The organism is Desulfuromonas acetoxidans DSM 684, assembly GCF_000167355.1.
In the GTDB taxonomy this organism is placed as follows: domain Bacteria; phylum Desulfobacterota; class Desulfuromonadia; order Desulfuromonadales; family Desulfuromonadaceae; genus Desulfuromonas; species Desulfuromonas acetoxidans.
This window is the reverse complement of the sequence record NZ_AAEW02000003.1, coordinates 77,670-94,960: the sequence shown is the minus strand read 5'-3', so window position 1 is coordinate 94,960 and position 17,291 is coordinate 77,670. Positions and strand designations below refer to the sequence as shown.

Here is a 17,291-nt window from a genome sequence, read left to right as displayed (position 1 = left end):
TCATTCTTCCTCCGGCGCTATCGCAGTTGCAACACCGTCCGGTGTGACATCGGAAACAACGTTGCCGGCATGGAGCACGACAGTGCGATGGGGAAACAGTTCCAACATCTCTTTGTCGTGGGTGGCGATCAGAACTGTTGTCCCGGTTTCGTTGATCCGGGTAAACATCTCCATGATCTCTACGGCGAGTTCATGATCCAGGTTGCCGGTTGGTTCATCGGCCAGCAGCAATCGGGGGTTGACAATCATGGCTCTGGCAATGGCAACACGCTGTTGCTCTCCGCCGGAGAGTTCCAAGGGTTTGCGCTGAAGTTTGTACTCCAGACCGACATATTGCAGCATCTGATACACCCGGGTGCTGATTTCATGACGAGACAATCCTTGCACCTGCAGGGGGAGAGCGACATTTTCTAAAACCGTTCGGCTGTTGAGCAGCTTAAAGTCCTGGAAGACGAAGCCGATATCGCGGCGTAAATACGAGACATTGCGTCCACGGAGTCGTGTGGTGTTACGCTCGCCCATGAGAATCTGACCGCGCGAGGGTTTTTCAGCGCAATACAAGAGTCTGAGCAGGGTTGATTTGCCGGCACCTGAGGAGCCGGTGACGTAGACAAAATCGCCATCCGGAATTTTCAGGCTGATATCGTGAAGCGCCGGTGCTCCGTTCTGGTAGATTTTGCCGATATTAAAAAGCTGGATCATGGTGAGCTTTCTCCACGCGAGTCAAAACTGAATGCGCTCAAATATTTATCACGTTTAACCTGAGAGGTGAAGTCTTGATCTCTCATGAGTGAAATCGTCGGTGCCAACGGTCAAAAATCTCACCTTTTTCCTCACCAAACGTGCATAACGACATACGCACCTTTTCTACAGGGCGTTGTCGGTCGAGGTGGTGAGGGTTTTTGGAAAAGAACAGGTCAGCGTAAGCGATGATCTGCTCTTCAACGGTGGTTGGAATCATATTGCGACGTGGCAGGCCCAATTTGTTTTGTGTAATTTCTTCGGCAGTCAGACCAACGCCGGTATGTCGCTCGCATACGTTGGCGTGGCGTGGAAGTCCTTCCGCCTGGAGGATTTTAGCCCCCTCGATACCATGGTGAAGATAAGGGAGCTGACCATAACAGCCCAGGGCGGGCGCATGCACGCGAAAAATTCCGATATCATGGAGCAGGGCCGCCTGTTGGATAAATTCCAGGTCGATGATCTCACCTTGGCGACACAGGTGTTCGGCGATCGAAATGGCTTTTTCGGCGACCTGTTGACTGTGACGCAATAAAATATGATGCGCTCTAGTGTGGGGCGGGTAGTAAGCTGTAATGATCTCGATGGGATCGGTCATGGATCGTTTGTTCTCCTGCTGGCCTTGCATGTGAAGACGGTGAGAGGCGGCTTTTTACTTGCAACCGGAGTCCAGCTCTGATTATATGTGGACAAAGCAAGAATGATTGATTTTACAGGAATTTTTGCTTTTTTGCGAGAGATATTGCAGTGGCGGAATCCTTTCTTTTGCTGCATATTTGCGAGGTTTTTTATGGCTCAAATTGCTCCGTTCCGGGGTATCTGCTTTAATCCCTCCAGGGGTGACGGCCTGGATCTGGTTGTCTCACCGCCCTACGACGTGATTGACTCCACGTTACAACAACGTCTGTTTGATCGCAGTTCTTATAATATTGTCCGCCTCATTCTGGGTACAACTCACGATGGCGATGATGCGGAGAATAACCGTTATACGCGCTCCGCCGTGTTGTTTCAGCAGTGGCGGGATGAACAGGTTCTGGTGCGTGATGAGGAGCCGGCGATCTATCTTTACGATCAGCACTACCAGATCGGTGAGCAAGCCATTGTTCGCAAGGGGTTTATTGCGTTGGCCCGTATTGAAGAATTTGCTTCGGGAATGGTCAAACCCCATGAACAGACTCGATTTGACTGGTGTCGGGACCGGTTGCAGTTACTGCGCCATTGCCGTGCCAATTTCAGTCCGGTCTTTTCTCTGTATTCCGATCCCTGTTGTGTGGTTGAGGCCATGACCAGTGGTGTTCGCAAGGAGGCTCCTGATTTGGAGGTGTCCGATGATCAGGGTGTTCGGCATAAACTCTGGAAGATCCATGATCGTCGTTTGATCATGACAATTAGTGAAGTGCTGGATGCCAAGCCCCTGTTGATTGCGGATGGGCATCACCGTTATGAAACCGCTTTAAATTATCGTGATGAACAGCGCGAAAAACAAGGGGAATTCAGTGGCAAAGAAACCTTCAATTATATCTCCATGTATTTTTCCAATATGGAAGATCCCAGTTGTCAGACCGTTGCTCAGCATCGTTTGATTTCTGCGCGGACCTATGATCCTTTCTGGGCGCAGGCGACAATAGTGTTTAATGTCGTTGCTTTGCAGGGAGACGCCTGGCAAGAGAGGGTGGATCAGGTGCCGACGCCGGGTGATGGTCATGACATGGAGATTCTTTTATATGTCGGCAACGGCAAAGGATATGTCCTGACGTTGAAAGACCTTGAGGAACAGTCCCAACGCTATCGTCATCTGCTGGTTCATGCTCCGTCAGCAACGCATCGTGCAATTTTGTATCGTGCTGTTTTGGAGCAATTGCTGTGTGACGTGGCCAACGAAGAAGACGGAGGGATTGTGCACCAGGTTGCTGACGCTTTGACGTGTGTGGATCAGGGCATGGCCCGCGGCGCTCTTTTGTTCCCAGCCCTGAGTGTGGCAACGGTTCGGGATATTGCCAATGCGGGGGGGAAGATTCCGGAATGTTCAACATGTTTTTTTCCCAGTGTCCTCAGTGGGCTGGTGATCAATCCCATCGTGTCAGGTGAGCAGATCGGCGATTTTCTCTAACAAGGGAGCCGGATAGCTGTCCGTCTTTTTTATGCCATTTTCAATTGCAGAAGTTATACGCCAGTTGCAGCGCTTTGAACGTCAACCGTTCAGTATTAACGAGTTGCTTGGTGAACTGAATTTGTCGCGGTCGCTGCGTCGTAAATTGGTGCAGTTTCTCGATTCGCTGGTTGTCGCTGGTCTGATTAAGCATATGCGGCGCGGTCGCTATCGGGTAAACAGGCCATTGAAGCTGGTTTGTGCCAGACTGAAACATCAATCTTCCGGCCATGGCGTGTTGACCGACTGCGATGATGGCCATGAGCTTTATGTCGCTACGTTTCGTCTTGGCGGTGCCATGGATGGTGATGAGGTGATGGCCTTGGAGCTGCCGGAGTCACGCGGTCGGCGACCTGAAGGGTGGATTGTCGAAGTTGTCAAACGCTCACGTGAGACACTCCTCGGAGTGTGCGAAAAAAATTCCCGCCAGGGAGGCGTGGTTTTTCGTAGCGAACAGGGTGGGTTGACCTTCGATGTTGATGATCGTAGTCGAGATGTCTCTTTGCTTGTGGGGCAGGTTGTTGTCTTGCGGATCGACCGTTATCCGGCCATGCATGAGAACGGACTTGGTCATATCGTCGATGTTCTCGGACATGCGGGGAGTCCGGAAGTTGATATTCTCAGCACGGTTCACCGGCTGGGGATTCCCAACCGGTTTTCAGCGGCAGTCGAGCAGGCTGCATCTGCGATCGCTGCGGAGGTGCCACCGGAGGTTGTTGCTGCTCGAGCGGATTTGTGTTCACTGCCGTTTGTGACAATTGATGGTGCCGATGCACGTGATTTTGATGATGCGGTGTGTCTGGCGCGCTCAGAAGACGGTCATTGGAGGCTTCATGTGGCCATTGCCGATGTGGGTTATTATGTCGAGGAAGGGTCTGCACTGGATCTCGAAGCACGAGAGCGGGGAACCAGCGTTTATTTCCCCAGTCGTTGCCTGCCTATGCTCCCCCAGGCGCTCAGCAACGGCATCTGTTCGTTGCAGCCTGAAAAAGAGCGGTTGGTCGTTGTTGCAGAAATAACCTTTGATGATCTCGGACGACGTCTGAATTTTGAGGCGTACCGGGCGACGATCCGTAGCCGGCAACGTCTTATTTATGAACAGGTACAGCAGGTGCTTGATGGCCAGGTTCCGGAAATACCGGTGAGTGAGCCTCTGACGGAAATGCTACACCAGATGCAGCATCTGGCGCAGTCGTTGCGGCATCGCCGTTTGCACCGTGGTGCCATCGATTTTGATCTGCCGGAAGCAAATGTTATTTTTGACGATGAAGGACGCATTGTACGTATTGGCCGGCGCAGTCGCTTGGATTCACATCGTTTGATTGAAGAGTTTATGCTGTGTGCCAACGAAGCTGTGGCGGAGTTTATCCTTTCGCGGCGCGAGACAGGGATGTTTCGAATTCATGAATCTCCCGACATCCGCTCCATGCAATCGTTTCAGCAGTTTCTGGCAACACTCAATCTGGGAATTACTTTGGATGAAGACGGCATTTCAGCGCGAGAATTGCGTCGCCTCCTTCATGAAGTGGAAGGTACCAGCCTGGAGTTCAGTGTAAATCGTATTCTGTTGCGCAGTATGAAGCAAGCACGTTATGATGCTGAAAATTCAGGTCATTTCGGTTTAGCCAGCGATGCCTATTGCCACTTTACGTCGCCGATTCGACGCTATCCCGATCTGCTGGTTCATCGGTTGTTGCTGCAGATACTCGATGGTCGTGCAGACTGGGAAGCGGATGAACCGTTGCCGCGACTGGCGGATGCGGCGACTGCAGCGGAACGGCGAGCCATGGAAGCTGAGCGTGATATTGTCGATTTGCGCAAGTGTCAGTTTATGGAAGACAAGATAGGTACCCGATACAGTGGCTACATTACTTCGGTGAATGCGTTTGGTTTTTTCGTTGAGCTGGATGAGTTTTTTGTCGAAGGGTTGGTTCATATCCGCACCTTGAGCGATGACTATTATGTTTTTGATGAAGAGAGACTGATTCTGGTCGGACAGGCCCGAAGAAAGACGTTTCAGGTTGGTGATACGGTTGAGGTTGAGGTGTGGCAGATTAAATCTGCAGCTCGTGAGATCGATTTTGTTTTGCCTGATCTGGAGGTGTCGCTGCATGTGTCGCGACGGCGTCGACTGGGGGAACGTCGCAAACGGCGACGGTAGATTTGAGTGATTGAATGGTATGAAAGTAATTCGCAATTTATCTGAAATAGACCATCCTTTTGACCATGCTGTGGTCACGCTGGGAAATTTTGATGGTGTCCATCTTGGTCATCGGGAAATTTTTCGGTCCGTGGTAGAGAGTGCTCGCAACGAAGGAGGGACTTCTATTGTTTGCACTTTTGAGCCCCATCCGCTGAAATTGTTGGCCGCTGACCGTGCGCCACGGTTGATCAATACGCCTCAGGAGCGTGAACGGCTGATAGGCGCATCCTGTGTCGATGTCTTGCTGGTTCTCCCTTTTACCCCTGAATTGGCGGCGTTGGATCCGGAACAGTTTGTCGATCAGATTCTTATCGAGCGCATTGGGCTAAAACATCTGGTTGTCGGTTATGATTATGCTTTCGGCAAGGGGCGCAGCGGTTCCATTGAGTTCTTGCGCGAACAGGGACAGCGTAAGGGCTTTATTGTCGATGTGTTTGGTCCTGTGCAGAAGCAAGGACAGGTGATCAGCTCGACGCGAGTGCGCCAGCATGTTCTTTCAGGGGATGTCGAGGGCGTGGTTGCGTTGTTGGGACGGCATTTTAACTTTGAAGGACAAGTGGTGCATGGCGATGGCCGTGGACATAATCTCGGTTTTGCCACAGCTAACCTTGCCACTGAAAAAGAACTCATTCCAGCCAGCGGTGTTTATGCTTGTATTGCCATGGTCCATGGCAAAGAGTACAAATCGGTGGTGAGTATCGGTTGCAAAACAACCTTTGGTGACCATCCGTTGACGATTGAAGCGCATCTGTTTGATTTTAAAGAGGATGTGTATGATCAGACCATGCGGTTGTATTTTGTTAAAAAACTGCGGAATCAAAAAACTTTTTCCGATAAAGATGCATTGATTGGTGCCATTGAGCAGGATGTCACCGAGGCGCATCATTGCTTGGAGCGGACCCGGATTATTGAATATCGTGAGTACCTCACGTTTAAACAGGACGAGGCATGACCGTTTCAGGGGAAACAAAGATTTACGGCATTTTGGGTGATCCAGTACAACATTCTCTGTCACCGGTGATGCAAAATGCTGCTTTTACCGCTTTGGGTCTTGACGCGGTGTATGTGCCTTTTCATGTTGTGCCAAACGATTTGGAAGACGCTGTTGCCGGTTTGAAAGCGTTGCAGGTCCAGGGTGTTAATGTCACTGTGCCTCACAAGGAGATGGTTTGCGCTTTTATGGATCGTCTGGATGATGAGGCTGCTTTGATCGGTGCGGTGAACACGGTTGTCCGCGAAGGGAGTGAGTTTGTTGGATACAATACCGACGGATTGGGGCTGGTAGATTCGCTTAAAGCGGATCTTAATATTGATGTCTGTCAGAAAAATGTCATGGTGCTCGGCGCTGGTGGTGCAGCCCGGTCAGCCATTGTCGCCCTGGCTCGACAGGGCGTAAGAAAGTTGACGATTGCTAATCGTACTGTCGACCGGGCGCAGCAACTGGTGGAGCGTTATCAACCTTCTTTTCCAGATGTCGATTTCCTTGTCAGTTCACTGACATGCGAAGCATTGACCTCGGTTGTCTCTGAAACCGATTTAATTGTCAATTCAACATCATTAGGTCTTTCCGGTGAATCCTTTAATGTGCTACCATGGCACGTTGTAGGGAGGCCGTGTTATATCTACGACATGATTTATTCAGCTCAGGGAACACCTCTTGTCCTGGCGGCCCGCGAACGGGGATATCGCTGCTGTGATGGACTGGGGATGTTGATCGCCCAAGGCGAGGCGGCGTTTCGCTTGTGGACTGGAAAAGATCCCGGGCGGGCTATGGCGCAGGCTCTGCGTTGATCGGCAGATTCGTTTGAGTTATCAATTAAACAGCTAGGCGGAAGAACTTTATGGCAACTAATCGGTTAGGGGAACTGCTGGTTCGCAGTAACCTGTTGACGGAAGATCAGGTCAGCAAGGCGATCGGTGAACAAAAAATGAATAAGGAACGGTTCGTTGCAACATTGATCCGTTTGAAATATATCAGTGAAGATGACCTTGCTGCATTTTTGTCACGTCAGTATGGCGCACCGGCGATCAACCTTGCTGAATTTGAAGTCGATACCGATGTCGTCAAGCTGATCTCTGCTGATGTCGTCCAAAAATATCATCTGGTTCCCATCAATCGAGCCGGTTCCACTCTGATTGTCGCCATGAGCGACCCCTCCAATATTTTCGCCATTGATGATATCAAGTTCATGACCGGTCACAATGTCGAGGTTGTGGTAGCAACGGAAAGTGCTATCAAAGACGCCATTGATCGTTATTACGACCAGTCGGCCTCCTTAGCCGATGTCATGGGTGATCTGGACGACATTGACCTTGAAGTTATTGATGATGATGATCAGGTTGACCTTAATGAACTGCAGATGGCCACGGAAGAGGCCCCGGTCGTTAAGCTGGTTAATCTGATTCTTACTGATGCCATCAAAAAAGGGGCATCCGATATTCATATTGAGCCCTATGAAAAATCCTTCCGTGTCCGTTATCGGATTGACGGTGTGCTTTATGAGGTGATGAAGCCGCCGATCAAACTGAAGAACGCCATCACCTCTCGGATCAAAATTCTGTCTGAGATGGATATTGCCGAGCGGCGTCTTCCGCAAGACGGCCGAATTAAGATCAAACTGCCTGGTGGTAAAGACATGGACTACCGGGTTAATTGTCTGCCGACATTGTTTGGCGAAAAAATCTGTCTGCGACTTCTTGATAAGTCCAATCTGCAATTGGATATGACCAAGCTGGGTTATGAAGAGGAATCTCTTAAATGGTTCAAGCAGGAGATTAGCAAGCCGTTCGGCATGGTTCTGGTTACTGGTCCGACGGGGAGTGGTAAAACTGTTTCGCTGTACTCAGCGCTTGGCGAACTGAACAAAACCACGGAGAATATTTCAACGGCGGAAGACCCGGTCGAGTTTAACTTTGCCGGCATCAACCAAGTGCAGATGCACGAAGAGATCGGCCTCAACTTTGCCAGCGCGTTGCGCGCTTTTCTGCGTCAGGATCCTGATATCATCATGATTGGTGAGATCCGTGACTTTGAAACAGCGGAAATCGGTGTCAAGGCGGCCCTGACCGGTCACTTGGTACTTTCGACCCTGCATACGAACGATGCGCCCAGTACCATCAACCGCTTGTTGAATATGGGCATTGAACCTTTCCTGGTCGCTTCTGCCGTCAACCTGATTACCGCACAGCGCCTCGGCCGTCGACTGTGTTCAGAATGTAAAGAAGTTGAGGAGGTGTCCAAGCAGGCTCTTCTCGATGCCGGTGTTGCCCCTGACGAGGTGGATGATTTTGTCTGCTACAAAGGCAAAGGGTGCAGTAACTGCAACGATAGTGGTTACAAAGGGCGTGTTGGTATTTACCAAGTCATGCCGATGTTTGACGAAATCCGTGAAATGGTTTTAGCCGGAGCAAATACGGCTGAAATTAAGCGCGAATCCATGCGACTCGGCGTGCGAACCATGCGTCAGGCCGCCTTGAAGACGCTTAAGGAAGGCGTTACGTCTTTTGAAGAGGTGATCCGTTGTACCGTGGCCGATGATTGATCGGAAAATCTTTGAAATAATTTGAGAAATTAAAAAAATTTGTCATAATCAGCACAATAGATGTTTATCTAATTAATCCTTAGCACCGTCCAGCACCTTGCTGGAGTACAATGGGAGATTGCATGGCAACGATACATGATTTTCTCAAGGTGATGGTCGACTCCGGAGCGTCGGATCTTCATGTGACCACCGGAGCTCCGCCGCAGATACGTATCGACGGCGGGATCAAACCGCTCAATCATCCGGTATTGATGCCGGCCGATACAAAAAAATTGTGCTACAGCATTCTCACCGATGCGCAAAAACGCAAACTCGAAGAAGAAAATGAACTGGACCTTTCCTTTGGCGTTAAAGGGCTAGCGCGTTTTCGTGGCAACGTTTATATCCAACGTGGTGCCGTTGCCGGGGCCTTTCGCCGTATCCCATATATTTGTCTATTTGTGCAGAAAAGTCTCTATTTCTTGGGTTTAGGCACCTAGATGATGTGAATATTGTTCGTGATGCTCTTCCTGGTTCATTGAAAGATAAAGTTGTTTATCAACCTTGTCCAACGACATTAATAAATTCGATTTATTCTGACTTGCCACCAATTGATAAAAAACCTATCGTTTCATTGAATTTTGCTTTTGACCGTTTTGAGGAAAGATATTCAGGTCGTTTTGATATGGTTTTACAAGAAATAGCCAATGTAATAAGCACAATTGGAAAAGATTTTGAAATTGTTTATTACGCCCATAGCCCAGGGGATAAAAGATTTTTGAATGCTTTGAGGGGTGCCTACGACATACTATTAAGGTGTGAAGATTTATACCGTATGAAACCAGATGAGATCATAAAGTCCTATAGAACTCCTTATCTGTCTGTTGGAGTGCGAGGACATGCCGGTTTGATCCCTTTTGGGGTAGGAACTGTGCCGATTGGGCTTGTGACTCATCGGAAAGTTAAAGCTTTTTTTGAAGATATCAATCGTCCTGATTTGGCAATAAATATACATGATAAAGATTTAGGGGCCAGGCTTGAAGATAAAATTCGTTATTGCCTAGATAATCGTAGAAATTTAGAAGTAGACATTGCTAGATGTCAGACAGATATTTATAAAATCACAAAGAATAATGTTAACTCTATTTTAGATGCGTTGTAGAATTATTTTTTGAATTGAGGATTAGAGGTATTTTGAAAATAAATAAACTTTTAATATGTTGTCGGTCTGATAGTTTTATTAAAGCAAGTATTCCAGTCTGCAATATTTTCGAACATAATTCATACCGCGTTGAGTATTTAATACTTACGGATAACGGTGTTGTAGATAAAGAGCACCTTAATGATATTGGGTTCAGTCACCACTATATATCCAGTGATGTAAAAAAAATTTACGATATGAATTTTATAAGTCAATTTGACGCTGTCATGTTGAGTCTAAAAGGCAATGAAATAAACCGAATTCTTTCTCGGTTGTCGGATGTCTATCCTGCTGATGTTCAGAGACCTGTTTTTTTTGGAGGGTATTGTGGCATTGTATATGAAAAGTTCTCAATGGGATTACTTTTTCGGCAACCGCTAGATATTTTCTTTGTTAACTCAAAGTATGATTATGAGTTGTTTTGTAAGTTGTTATCGGATTACAAAGTGTCTGATAGTAGCAATATAACCCTTACAGGGTTGCCGTTGTTGGATTTAAGCTTTAAACAAAATAACCCTAGTCCTCATGATAATAAAAAAAATGTTTTATTTGCGGGACAACCAACAGTTCCTGAAACTTTGTCTGAGAGAGCTAGTTTGGTTTACTCATTGTTTAAATACTGTGAAAAATATCCTGAAAGAACAGTATACTTTAAGCCACGTCATCGTCTTAATCAAGATTCCGTCCATAAGACGGTTTTTCATTATCAGAAGATAGTTGAATGTCTTTCAAGAAAACACGAGATCCCTCAGAATTTTATGCTCACTTATGATCCAATTGTCGATCTATTAGATATGGTTGATCTTTGTTTGACTGTGAGTTCTACTGCAGCATTTGAGGCAGTAAATAAGGGCGTCCATGTCGGGTTTCTAATGGATTTCGGTATCCGTGAAGATTATGGAACCAATTATTTCGCAGCTAGTGGTTGTGCTATGACATTCACAGATTTGTTAGATGATCGTATGGTCGAACCAGATCGTTCATGGTGGGACAACCACTTTTTGTCTGATGGAAAGAATTCTTTTCGAGTTTTTCAAGAGGTAGATTCTTTGGTTAATGATGTTTCAGGAGAGGCTAGGACTTTTCCGTTTCGCTATAATCATCTAAAGGCAATTACTAAATCATACTGTGATTTCATTGAGCAGGATTTATCTTTAGGATATAAATCTATTGTTAAAAACTTTCTTCTTAAAGTTTATTATTTTCTAAAAATTAAGGGTTTTATTGAATAGGAGAAACCATGGATAAAATTACTGTTGTCGCTGAGGTCGGGTGTAATCATAAAGGTGATATGACTATTGCTAAGGAGCTGATAGCCACTGCAGCGATTTTTTGTAAAGTCGATGCAGTAAAATTCCAAAAAAGGAGCAATCGTGAATTGCTCACACCCGAACAGTATAATACACCACATCCTAACCCTATGAATTCTTATGGGGCAACTTATGGTGAACATAGAGAGTTTCTAGAGTTTGACCAAGACCAGCACCGGCAGTTGAAACAATGGTGCGATGAGCTTGGTGTTGTTTATTCGTGTTCTGTTTGGGATTTGACTTCAGCAAAAGAGATTGCCGAGTTAGAACCTAAGTTTATTAAAATTCCATCGGCTTCCAACCAGCATTATGAAATGTTGGAATACCTTTGCAAGCACTATGATGGAGAGATTCATGCTTCAGTTGGGATGACCACTCATCAGGAGGAACAGGCCTTGGTGCGATTTTTTGAAAAACATGGCCGTGCCAAGGATCTTGTCATTTATTCATGTACTTCTGGTTACCCTGTATCATTCGAAGATATTTGTTTGCTGGAGGTAACTCGTCTGAAAGAACAGTTTGAACAGCGAGTGAAGGCTATTGGCTTTTCCGGGCATCATCTTGGTATCGCAGCAGATATCGGGGCATTAACTTTAGGTGCAACCTATTTTGAGCGACATTTTACTTTGGATAGAACTTGGAAAGGAACGGATCACGCAGCATCTTTGGAGCCTGATGGTATGCGTCGGCTGACTCGTGATTTGCGCAATGTTTCAAAGTCTTTGAGATATAAATCTGCTGAGCTTCTCAATGTTGAATTGCCACAAAGAAAAAAGCTCAAGTGGGGAGAGTATAATAAAAATGACTGATAGAGGAAAAGTGGTTGCTTTTATCCCTGTTCGCGGAGGAAGCAAATCGATTCCCCTGAAAAATGTCAAATCGATTGCTGGAAAACCATTAGTTCAATGGGTTGTCGAGGCTGCTTGTGCGGCGGAGTGTATTGATGCAGTTTATGTGTCGACAGACTCTCCTGTTATTTCTGAGATTGTTGAGATATTGCAGTTTCCAAAACTAAAGGTCATTGGACGATCAGTCGAAACTGCCACAGATGTTGCTAGTACGGAATCTGCTCTTTTGGAGTTTTGTAATAATTATTCGTTTGACAAGGTTTTTTTAGTTCAAGCGACATCTCCTTTGGTGTCAAGTGAAGATTTTGACAATGCTTGGAAACTTTTCGAAGATACTTGCTGTGATTCACTCATCTCTGTTGTGCGGCAAAAGCGTTTTATCTGGAGAGAATCTTCTCCTGGAAATGCAGAATCTGTAAATTATGATCCGTTTAATCGCCCAAGGCGTCAGCAGTTTGATGGATATCTTGTAGAAAATGGAGCTTTTTATCTATCTTCAAGGGAGGGAATATTAAAGTCTCAATGTCGTATTTCTGGTGAGATTACCTGTTATGAAATGGATGATGAAACATATTATGAGATAGATGAAGTAAGTGATTGGAAAATTGTGGAAGCCCTTTTGTTAAATAGGGAAGGCAGAAAACATGACTTTTCGAATATCAAGATGCTTGTCATGGACTGCGATGGTGTCATGACTGATGCAGGGATGTACTACAATGAAGATGGTGAGGCATTTAAAAAATTCAACACCAAAGATGGGAAAGCTGTAGAGCTCCTTCGTGGGAAGGGTATCCAGTCTGCTATTGTTACAGGTGAAGAAACACTATTTGTTAAACGTAGGGCGGAAAAAGTGGGTATTGATTTTGTCTTTATGGGAATAAAACAAAAAGATAAAACCCTAATGAATTTTGCCCGCAATATCGGTATTTCATTGAATCAAATTGCTTATATTGGTGATGATGTGAATGATTTGCCTGCCATAAAGCTATGTGGTGTTACAGCATGTCCAATGGACGCCTCAAAAGAGGTGAGGGATTGTGTTGATATCGTTCTAGATGTAAAGGGAGGCCAGGGGGCCGTACGTGCATTTGCTGACATGATTTTGGCAGATGGCTAAATTAGTTTTTTTAATTTCAGGTGGACCTCAGCAGTTGTTGTCTTCAATTGCTTTGTTGCAACAATTGGATAGAGGGGACGATGTTGCTGGTGTTTTAAGCTATGTAGGAGGAGATCGGCGAATTGTTGATTTTGAAAAATATGTTTGTCGATGTTTTGGCTACAAGTATTTAGGATCAATAGAAAATCTCAAAGATGAAATTTCAGAGGTTTGCATTGGTAGCTTAGGGCAGTTGATAAAGTCATTTTTCCGGAAAGACCTTGTCGGGGAAATTCGCTTGTGGCTTCACGGTAAAGGCTTCGCATCCCTGCTTCACTGTTCAACTCTTGTTATGCCATACCGGAAAAATTTGGTTTCCGATAATATCTTATTGAATTCTGTTGCACCGCAGGAAGTTCTTTTTGTCCCTGATGGAGCATATCTTTCTTTAAATAAAAATATTGCCAAACGTATTTTTTTTAAGATGTTTGGAGTCGAAAACTTCCTGAAAAAAGGACTTTGTAAATTTTATTTACCACCGTATCTTGCTTCGCAAGAAATGATTCCTTTCGATGTAAATTCTCTTCATGTCGAATCACTTCAAAATGTTTATGACGTGTTGAGGTCGAATGTTTTAGAGGTGATCGAAGAAAATTGCATTGACCTCCTCCATAAACCTGTCTCTGTTCTTGTTTGGCAAAACTTATTTCCTAAGTTTTTTTCTGATAAAGATTATTATCTTAGCTTTTTTTCAAAGGTTATTGATAGTGAACTTGAGATTAGCCCATATCTTTTGATAGTAAAGCCCCATCCGCGGTCTACACCATTAGAAATTGAGGAATTGAAGAAAAGTTTACCTTCGAATGCTCTAGCGAGGGTTCACTTTGTTGAGGACGATGTGTTGATTGCATGTCCAGTAGAGGTGTTTTATGGTTGCTTAGATATTAAAAGAATGGTTGGTGTAGCGTCTACTGCACTAATTTCTTTTAAAGGTTATGATGGGGTTGACATCGGTTTTTACACGTCGTCTAGATTTTCAAATAAGCTTCAGTCGGAAATAAAGCGTGTAGCATCTGTTGTTCAATCAGATTTGATTACACTATAAGTACACCATCGTATCCGGTAGGTTTTCTATGGAAAATAAACAACTAAAGATTGTAATTACTTACGGTACTTTTGATTTGTTGCATGTCGGACATGTTAGACTTTTAAAGCGAGCTAAGTCTTTAGGCGATGTGCTGATTGTTGGCCTCTCTACAGATGAGTTCAATGCTGTGAAGCATAAAAGTTCCTTTTTGCCCTATGAACAGCGTAAAGAAATTCTCGAATCGATCCGATATGTCGATAAAGTAATTCCAGAAAACAATTGGGACCAGAAAAGATCAGATGTGAGAAAATATAAGGTTGATATTTTTACGATAGGTGATGATTGGCTTGGAGAGTTTGATTTTTTAAAAGAGTATTGCGAGGTTATTTATTTGTCACGTACTGAAGATATTTCGACATCTCTACTTAAGGGGATGATGAAAGGATAATTGTCTTGTCAATTGCTGGCACCGTAACATCCAGAGAAGCTGATCGTGCTATGTCGTTAAAGACATGGTGGGCATTACCGTTAATACAACCTATGGCACGACAATTGGTTGTTCTTGTGGTCAACCGTACCTCGTTGACAGCAAATCATGTCACCATGATGGCAATTGCCTTTCGTTTGGTGACTTTTTTTTGTTTTCTCTTCGCAAGCCGGTCTTTACTAGTTGTTGGAGCAATTAGCTATTTTTTTGCATATGTATGTGATTGTGCTGACGGTACAATTGCTAGGATAAAAAATGAGTCTTCTGAGCTGGGGCGTTATTTAGATCATGTCTCAGATCTTGTTGGCGATGTATTGATTCTTGGTGCTTTATCTTGGTCGCAAAATCTTTTGATGGAGCCTTGGGTTTGGGCGATGGCTTTTATGCATATAGCTGAATGCTACATGAGCTACCTTGCTGGTTTTGCTATAAGTAGTCATGAGGGGACTTTAGGGGGCTTTTCCCTTTTTCGTCGCTTTAATCACTATCGACAGTGGTTTTTTGCTAAGAACGTGAAGTCGTTTTTTTCTTTCCCAGATTATACCGCTCTTGTTTTTGTTTTATGTCCTTTATTGGGAATACCATCGGTAGGGCTTTCTGTTGGGTTTTATTTTTTGCTGATTATCATTTTATATACAGTCCTGGCATCGTTTGTGACGATTCATACCGCAGAAACTTTTTTCCCTTAATGTGTTGAGTTGTTTTTGAATCAGATCTCTTTTTTGAAAAAGCTTGATGGGCTTGTTGGGCCTTTGTTGGTGTGGTTGTTGGGACTGCTGCCAGTGAGGTCGACTTCCTGGTCAGCGATCCATTGCCGGAGCATTTTAATTGTGCGTCCTGGTGGGATAGGTGATGCGGTTTTGCTGTTACCCACTTTGCAAGCATGTAGAGACTTTTTTGAAGGTGCCTCAATTTATATATTGGCTGAAAAAAGAAATGCTCAAGTGTTTGATCTTTGTGAAGGAGTTGCCGAGGTTTGGTGTTATGACAAGCTGGGGGATTGGAAAGATTTCTTTTTTAAAGATTACGATCTGATTATTGATACGGAGCAGTCACATTACCTTTCTGCTGTAATTTCAAAGCTTTTGCGGGCTGGTCGACGTTGTGGTTTTGCTTCTAACAAAAGACGTCTATTATTTGATTGTGTCTCTGCCTACGATCAGAAATCTTATGAAGTTGAATCGTTCTTGAGTCTGTTAGACTCTCTGGAAGTTCCTCGCCCGACATCTGTTCAGGCGCCTTTTATCTCCGCACAAAATTTATGTGGATCCTCGCTGGGATGTCTGACTTCAGTGATACCGCAAACTCCTTATGTTGTTCTTTTTCCTGGGGCGAGTGTTGCAGATAAGCGCTGGCCGGTTGAGAGATGGGCGCAACTTGCTGTTGCTTTAAGGGGGATGGATTGTCAGGTCGTTGTGGTTGGTGGCCATCAAGATTTAGAGTCGGCATCGCTTGTAGCTAAGCGTTGTGGTGGAATTAGTATTGCTGGGAAAACTTCCTTGCCTCAGGTCGCACGAGTTATCTCTGAAGGTAAATTGTTTGTTGGTGCTGATTCGGGTTTGTTGCATTTGGCGGTTGCTGTCGGTAGTAGAACTGTTGCTTTGTTTGGTCCCAGCAGTATTGATAAATGGGCACCACGAGGAAGCGGACATCGTGTCGTGAGCTTGGGTTTGCCTTGTTCTCCATGTAGTCGTTTTGGAACGATTCCTCCATGTTTAATTGAATATCGTTGTGTTCAGGATATTTCGGTAAGTCGAGTTTTTGAAGCGTGTAAAGAGGGTTTGTTGAGGGGAGAGCATGGGACTGTTTGCGGATGAGACGTTGATGATGATTTGGCTATTTGTGTTTGTCTTGGGCGCTGTTATTGGCTCTTTTTTGAATGTGTGCATTTATCGGATTCCCCTTGGGAAGTCCGTTGTGTTTCCGCCCTCACATTGTTTTAGCTGTGATAGTCGACTTCGCTGGTATCATAATATTCCGATTTTGAGCTTTCTTTTTTTGCGTGGACGTTGTGCTTTCTGTGGTGCTTCGTTTAGTTGGCGCTACCCTGGTATCGAAGCTCTTAATGGGGCACTTTATTGTCTGGTTTTTTACTACGCGCGCTTTTCCATGGTGACTTTGGTTCTTTTTCTGTTTGTTTCGGCACTTGTTGTTGTCACGTTTATTGATTATGACCATCAGATTATTCCTGATGTAATTACTTTGCCTGGTATCCCGATCGGCTTTATCTGCTCTTTTGCCATTCCCTGGGTCAGTTGGAAGGATTCGTTGATCGGGGTTCTTGTTGGCGGGGGGAGTCTTTTTGCAGTTGCCTTTCTGTATGAATTTTTTACTAAAAAAGAGGGGATGGGCGGAGGTGACATTAAGCTATTGGCAATGATTGGCGCTTTTTGTGGTTGGCGTGTCATTCTTCCGGTGGTTTTCTTAAGTTCACTGCTGGGCTCACTGGTGGGTATTCCAGTGATGTTGTTACAAAAAGGAGATTCAAAAATGGCACTACCTTTTGGGCCTTTCCTTGTTGCAGGAACGTTGATTTATTTATTTTGGGGGGAAGTTCTTGTGCGGTGGTATTTTAATTTATTTGTCATTTAAAAAACTCTGATATCCCGCCAGTAGAATATGGTTTCGCTATAGCTTGTTTTTTTTTA

General features: G+C 45.1%; 16 protein-coding genes and 1 pseudogene. 15 read left to right on the top strand and 2 right to left on the bottom strand.

What is annotated here, in order from left to right; translation table 11 throughout:
- Both ftsE and DACE_RS02990 read right to left on the bottom strand, forming a co-directional pair.
- Positions 1 to 702: a cell division ATP-binding protein FtsE gene (ftsE, locus tag DACE_RS02995; protein WP_005998214.1), complete on the bottom strand. Its 702-nt coding sequence runs from the start codon at positions 700 to 702 to the stop codon at positions 1 to 3.
- 82 nt (positions 703 to 784) lie between these two features.
- On the bottom strand, positions 785 to 1,339 hold the full coding sequence (locus DACE_RS02990) for an HD domain-containing protein (RefSeq protein WP_005998212.1): 555 nt from the start codon (positions 1,337 to 1,339) through the stop codon (positions 785 to 787).
- A 192-nt stretch (positions 1,340 to 1,531) separates the two neighbouring features.
- On the opposite strand from DACE_RS02990, the gene DACE_RS02985 reads away from it, so the two are divergent.
- The 15 genes and pseudogenes from DACE_RS02985 to DACE_RS02915 all read left to right on the top strand — a co-directional run bounded on the left by DACE_RS02985 (position 1,532) and on the right by DACE_RS02915 (position 17,235).
- Complete coding sequence (locus DACE_RS02985; RefSeq protein WP_005998211.1) at positions 1,532 to 2,851, top strand: DUF1015 domain-containing protein; 1,320 nt, start codon at positions 1,532 to 1,534, stop codon at positions 2,849 to 2,851.
- A 31-nt stretch (positions 2,852 to 2,882) separates the two neighbouring features.
- A complete protein-coding gene (gene rnr / locus DACE_RS02980) occupies positions 2,883 to 5,051 on the top strand; it encodes a ribonuclease R (RefSeq protein ID WP_005998210.1) in 2,169 nt (722 codons plus the stop codon).
- A gap of 19 nt (positions 5,052 to 5,070) precedes the next feature.
- Entirely contained in the window at positions 5,071 to 6,045 is a 975-nt protein-coding gene (locus DACE_RS02975) for a bifunctional riboflavin kinase/FAD synthetase (RefSeq protein WP_005998209.1), read from the top strand.
- Positions 6,042 to 6,884, top strand: coding sequence for a shikimate dehydrogenase (gene aroE / locus DACE_RS02970; protein WP_005998208.1), 843 nt, complete (start codon positions 6,042 to 6,044; stop codon positions 6,882 to 6,884). The genes DACE_RS02975 and aroE overlap by 4 nt, the downstream gene beginning before the upstream one ends.
- Positions 6,885 to 6,934: 50 nt before the next feature.
- The gene (gene pilB / locus DACE_RS02965) at positions 6,935 to 8,635 is read left to right on the top strand and encodes a type IV-A pilus assembly ATPase PilB (protein ID WP_005998207.1); all 1,701 of its coding nucleotides are present in this window, start codon (positions 6,935 to 6,937) and stop codon (positions 8,633 to 8,635) included.
- 122 nt (positions 8,636 to 8,757) lie between these two features.
- Positions 8,758 to 9,084: pseudogene (locus DACE_RS02960) on the top strand (type IV pili twitching motility protein PilT); the annotation flags it as partial.
- Between the two features lie 35 nt (positions 9,085 to 9,119).
- On the top strand, positions 9,120 to 9,776 hold the full coding sequence (locus DACE_RS02955; protein ID WP_005998205.1) for a hypothetical protein: 657 nt from the start codon (positions 9,120 to 9,122) through the stop codon (positions 9,774 to 9,776).
- A 32-nt stretch (positions 9,777 to 9,808) separates the two neighbouring features.
- Positions 9,809 to 11,047, top strand: coding sequence for a DUF6716 putative glycosyltransferase (locus DACE_RS02950; protein WP_040366045.1), 1,239 nt, complete (start codon positions 9,809 to 9,811; stop codon positions 11,045 to 11,047).
- Positions 11,048 to 11,055: 8 nt separating this feature from the next.
- Entirely contained in the window at positions 11,056 to 11,934 is an 879-nt protein-coding gene (locus tag DACE_RS02945; protein WP_005998202.1) for an N-acetylneuraminate synthase family protein, read from the top strand.
- Positions 11,927 to 13,090, top strand: a complete 1,164-nt coding sequence (locus tag DACE_RS02940; protein ID WP_005998199.1) for an acylneuraminate cytidylyltransferase — start codon at positions 11,927 to 11,929, stop codon at positions 13,088 to 13,090. The genes DACE_RS02945 and DACE_RS02940 overlap by 8 nt, the downstream gene beginning before the upstream one ends.
- A complete protein-coding gene (locus DACE_RS02935) occupies positions 13,083 to 14,174 on the top strand; it encodes a polysialyltransferase family glycosyltransferase (protein WP_005998198.1) in 1,092 nt (363 codons plus the stop codon). Before DACE_RS02940 ends, DACE_RS02935 begins: the two co-directional genes overlap by 8 nt.
- Positions 14,175 to 14,202: 28 nt before the next feature.
- Positions 14,203 to 14,604 (top strand): glycerol-3-phosphate cytidylyltransferase, encoded by a 402-nt coding sequence (gene tagD / locus DACE_RS02930; protein WP_005998197.1) that lies wholly within the window; start codon positions 14,203 to 14,205, stop codon positions 14,602 to 14,604.
- Positions 14,605 to 14,609: 5 nt separating this feature from the next.
- Entirely contained in the window at positions 14,610 to 15,332 is a 723-nt protein-coding gene (locus tag DACE_RS02925; protein WP_005998196.1) for a CDP-alcohol phosphatidyltransferase family protein, read from the top strand.
- A gap of 15 nt (positions 15,333 to 15,347) precedes the next feature.
- Entirely contained in the window at positions 15,348 to 16,460 is a 1,113-nt protein-coding gene (locus tag DACE_RS17765) for a glycosyltransferase family 9 protein (RefSeq protein WP_162013583.1), read from the top strand.
- A complete protein-coding gene (locus DACE_RS02915) occupies positions 16,441 to 17,235 on the top strand; it encodes a prepilin peptidase (RefSeq protein WP_005998194.1) in 795 nt (264 codons plus the stop codon). Before DACE_RS17765 ends, DACE_RS02915 begins: the two co-directional genes overlap by 20 nt.
- Positions 17,236 to 17,291 lie beyond the last annotated feature (56 nt).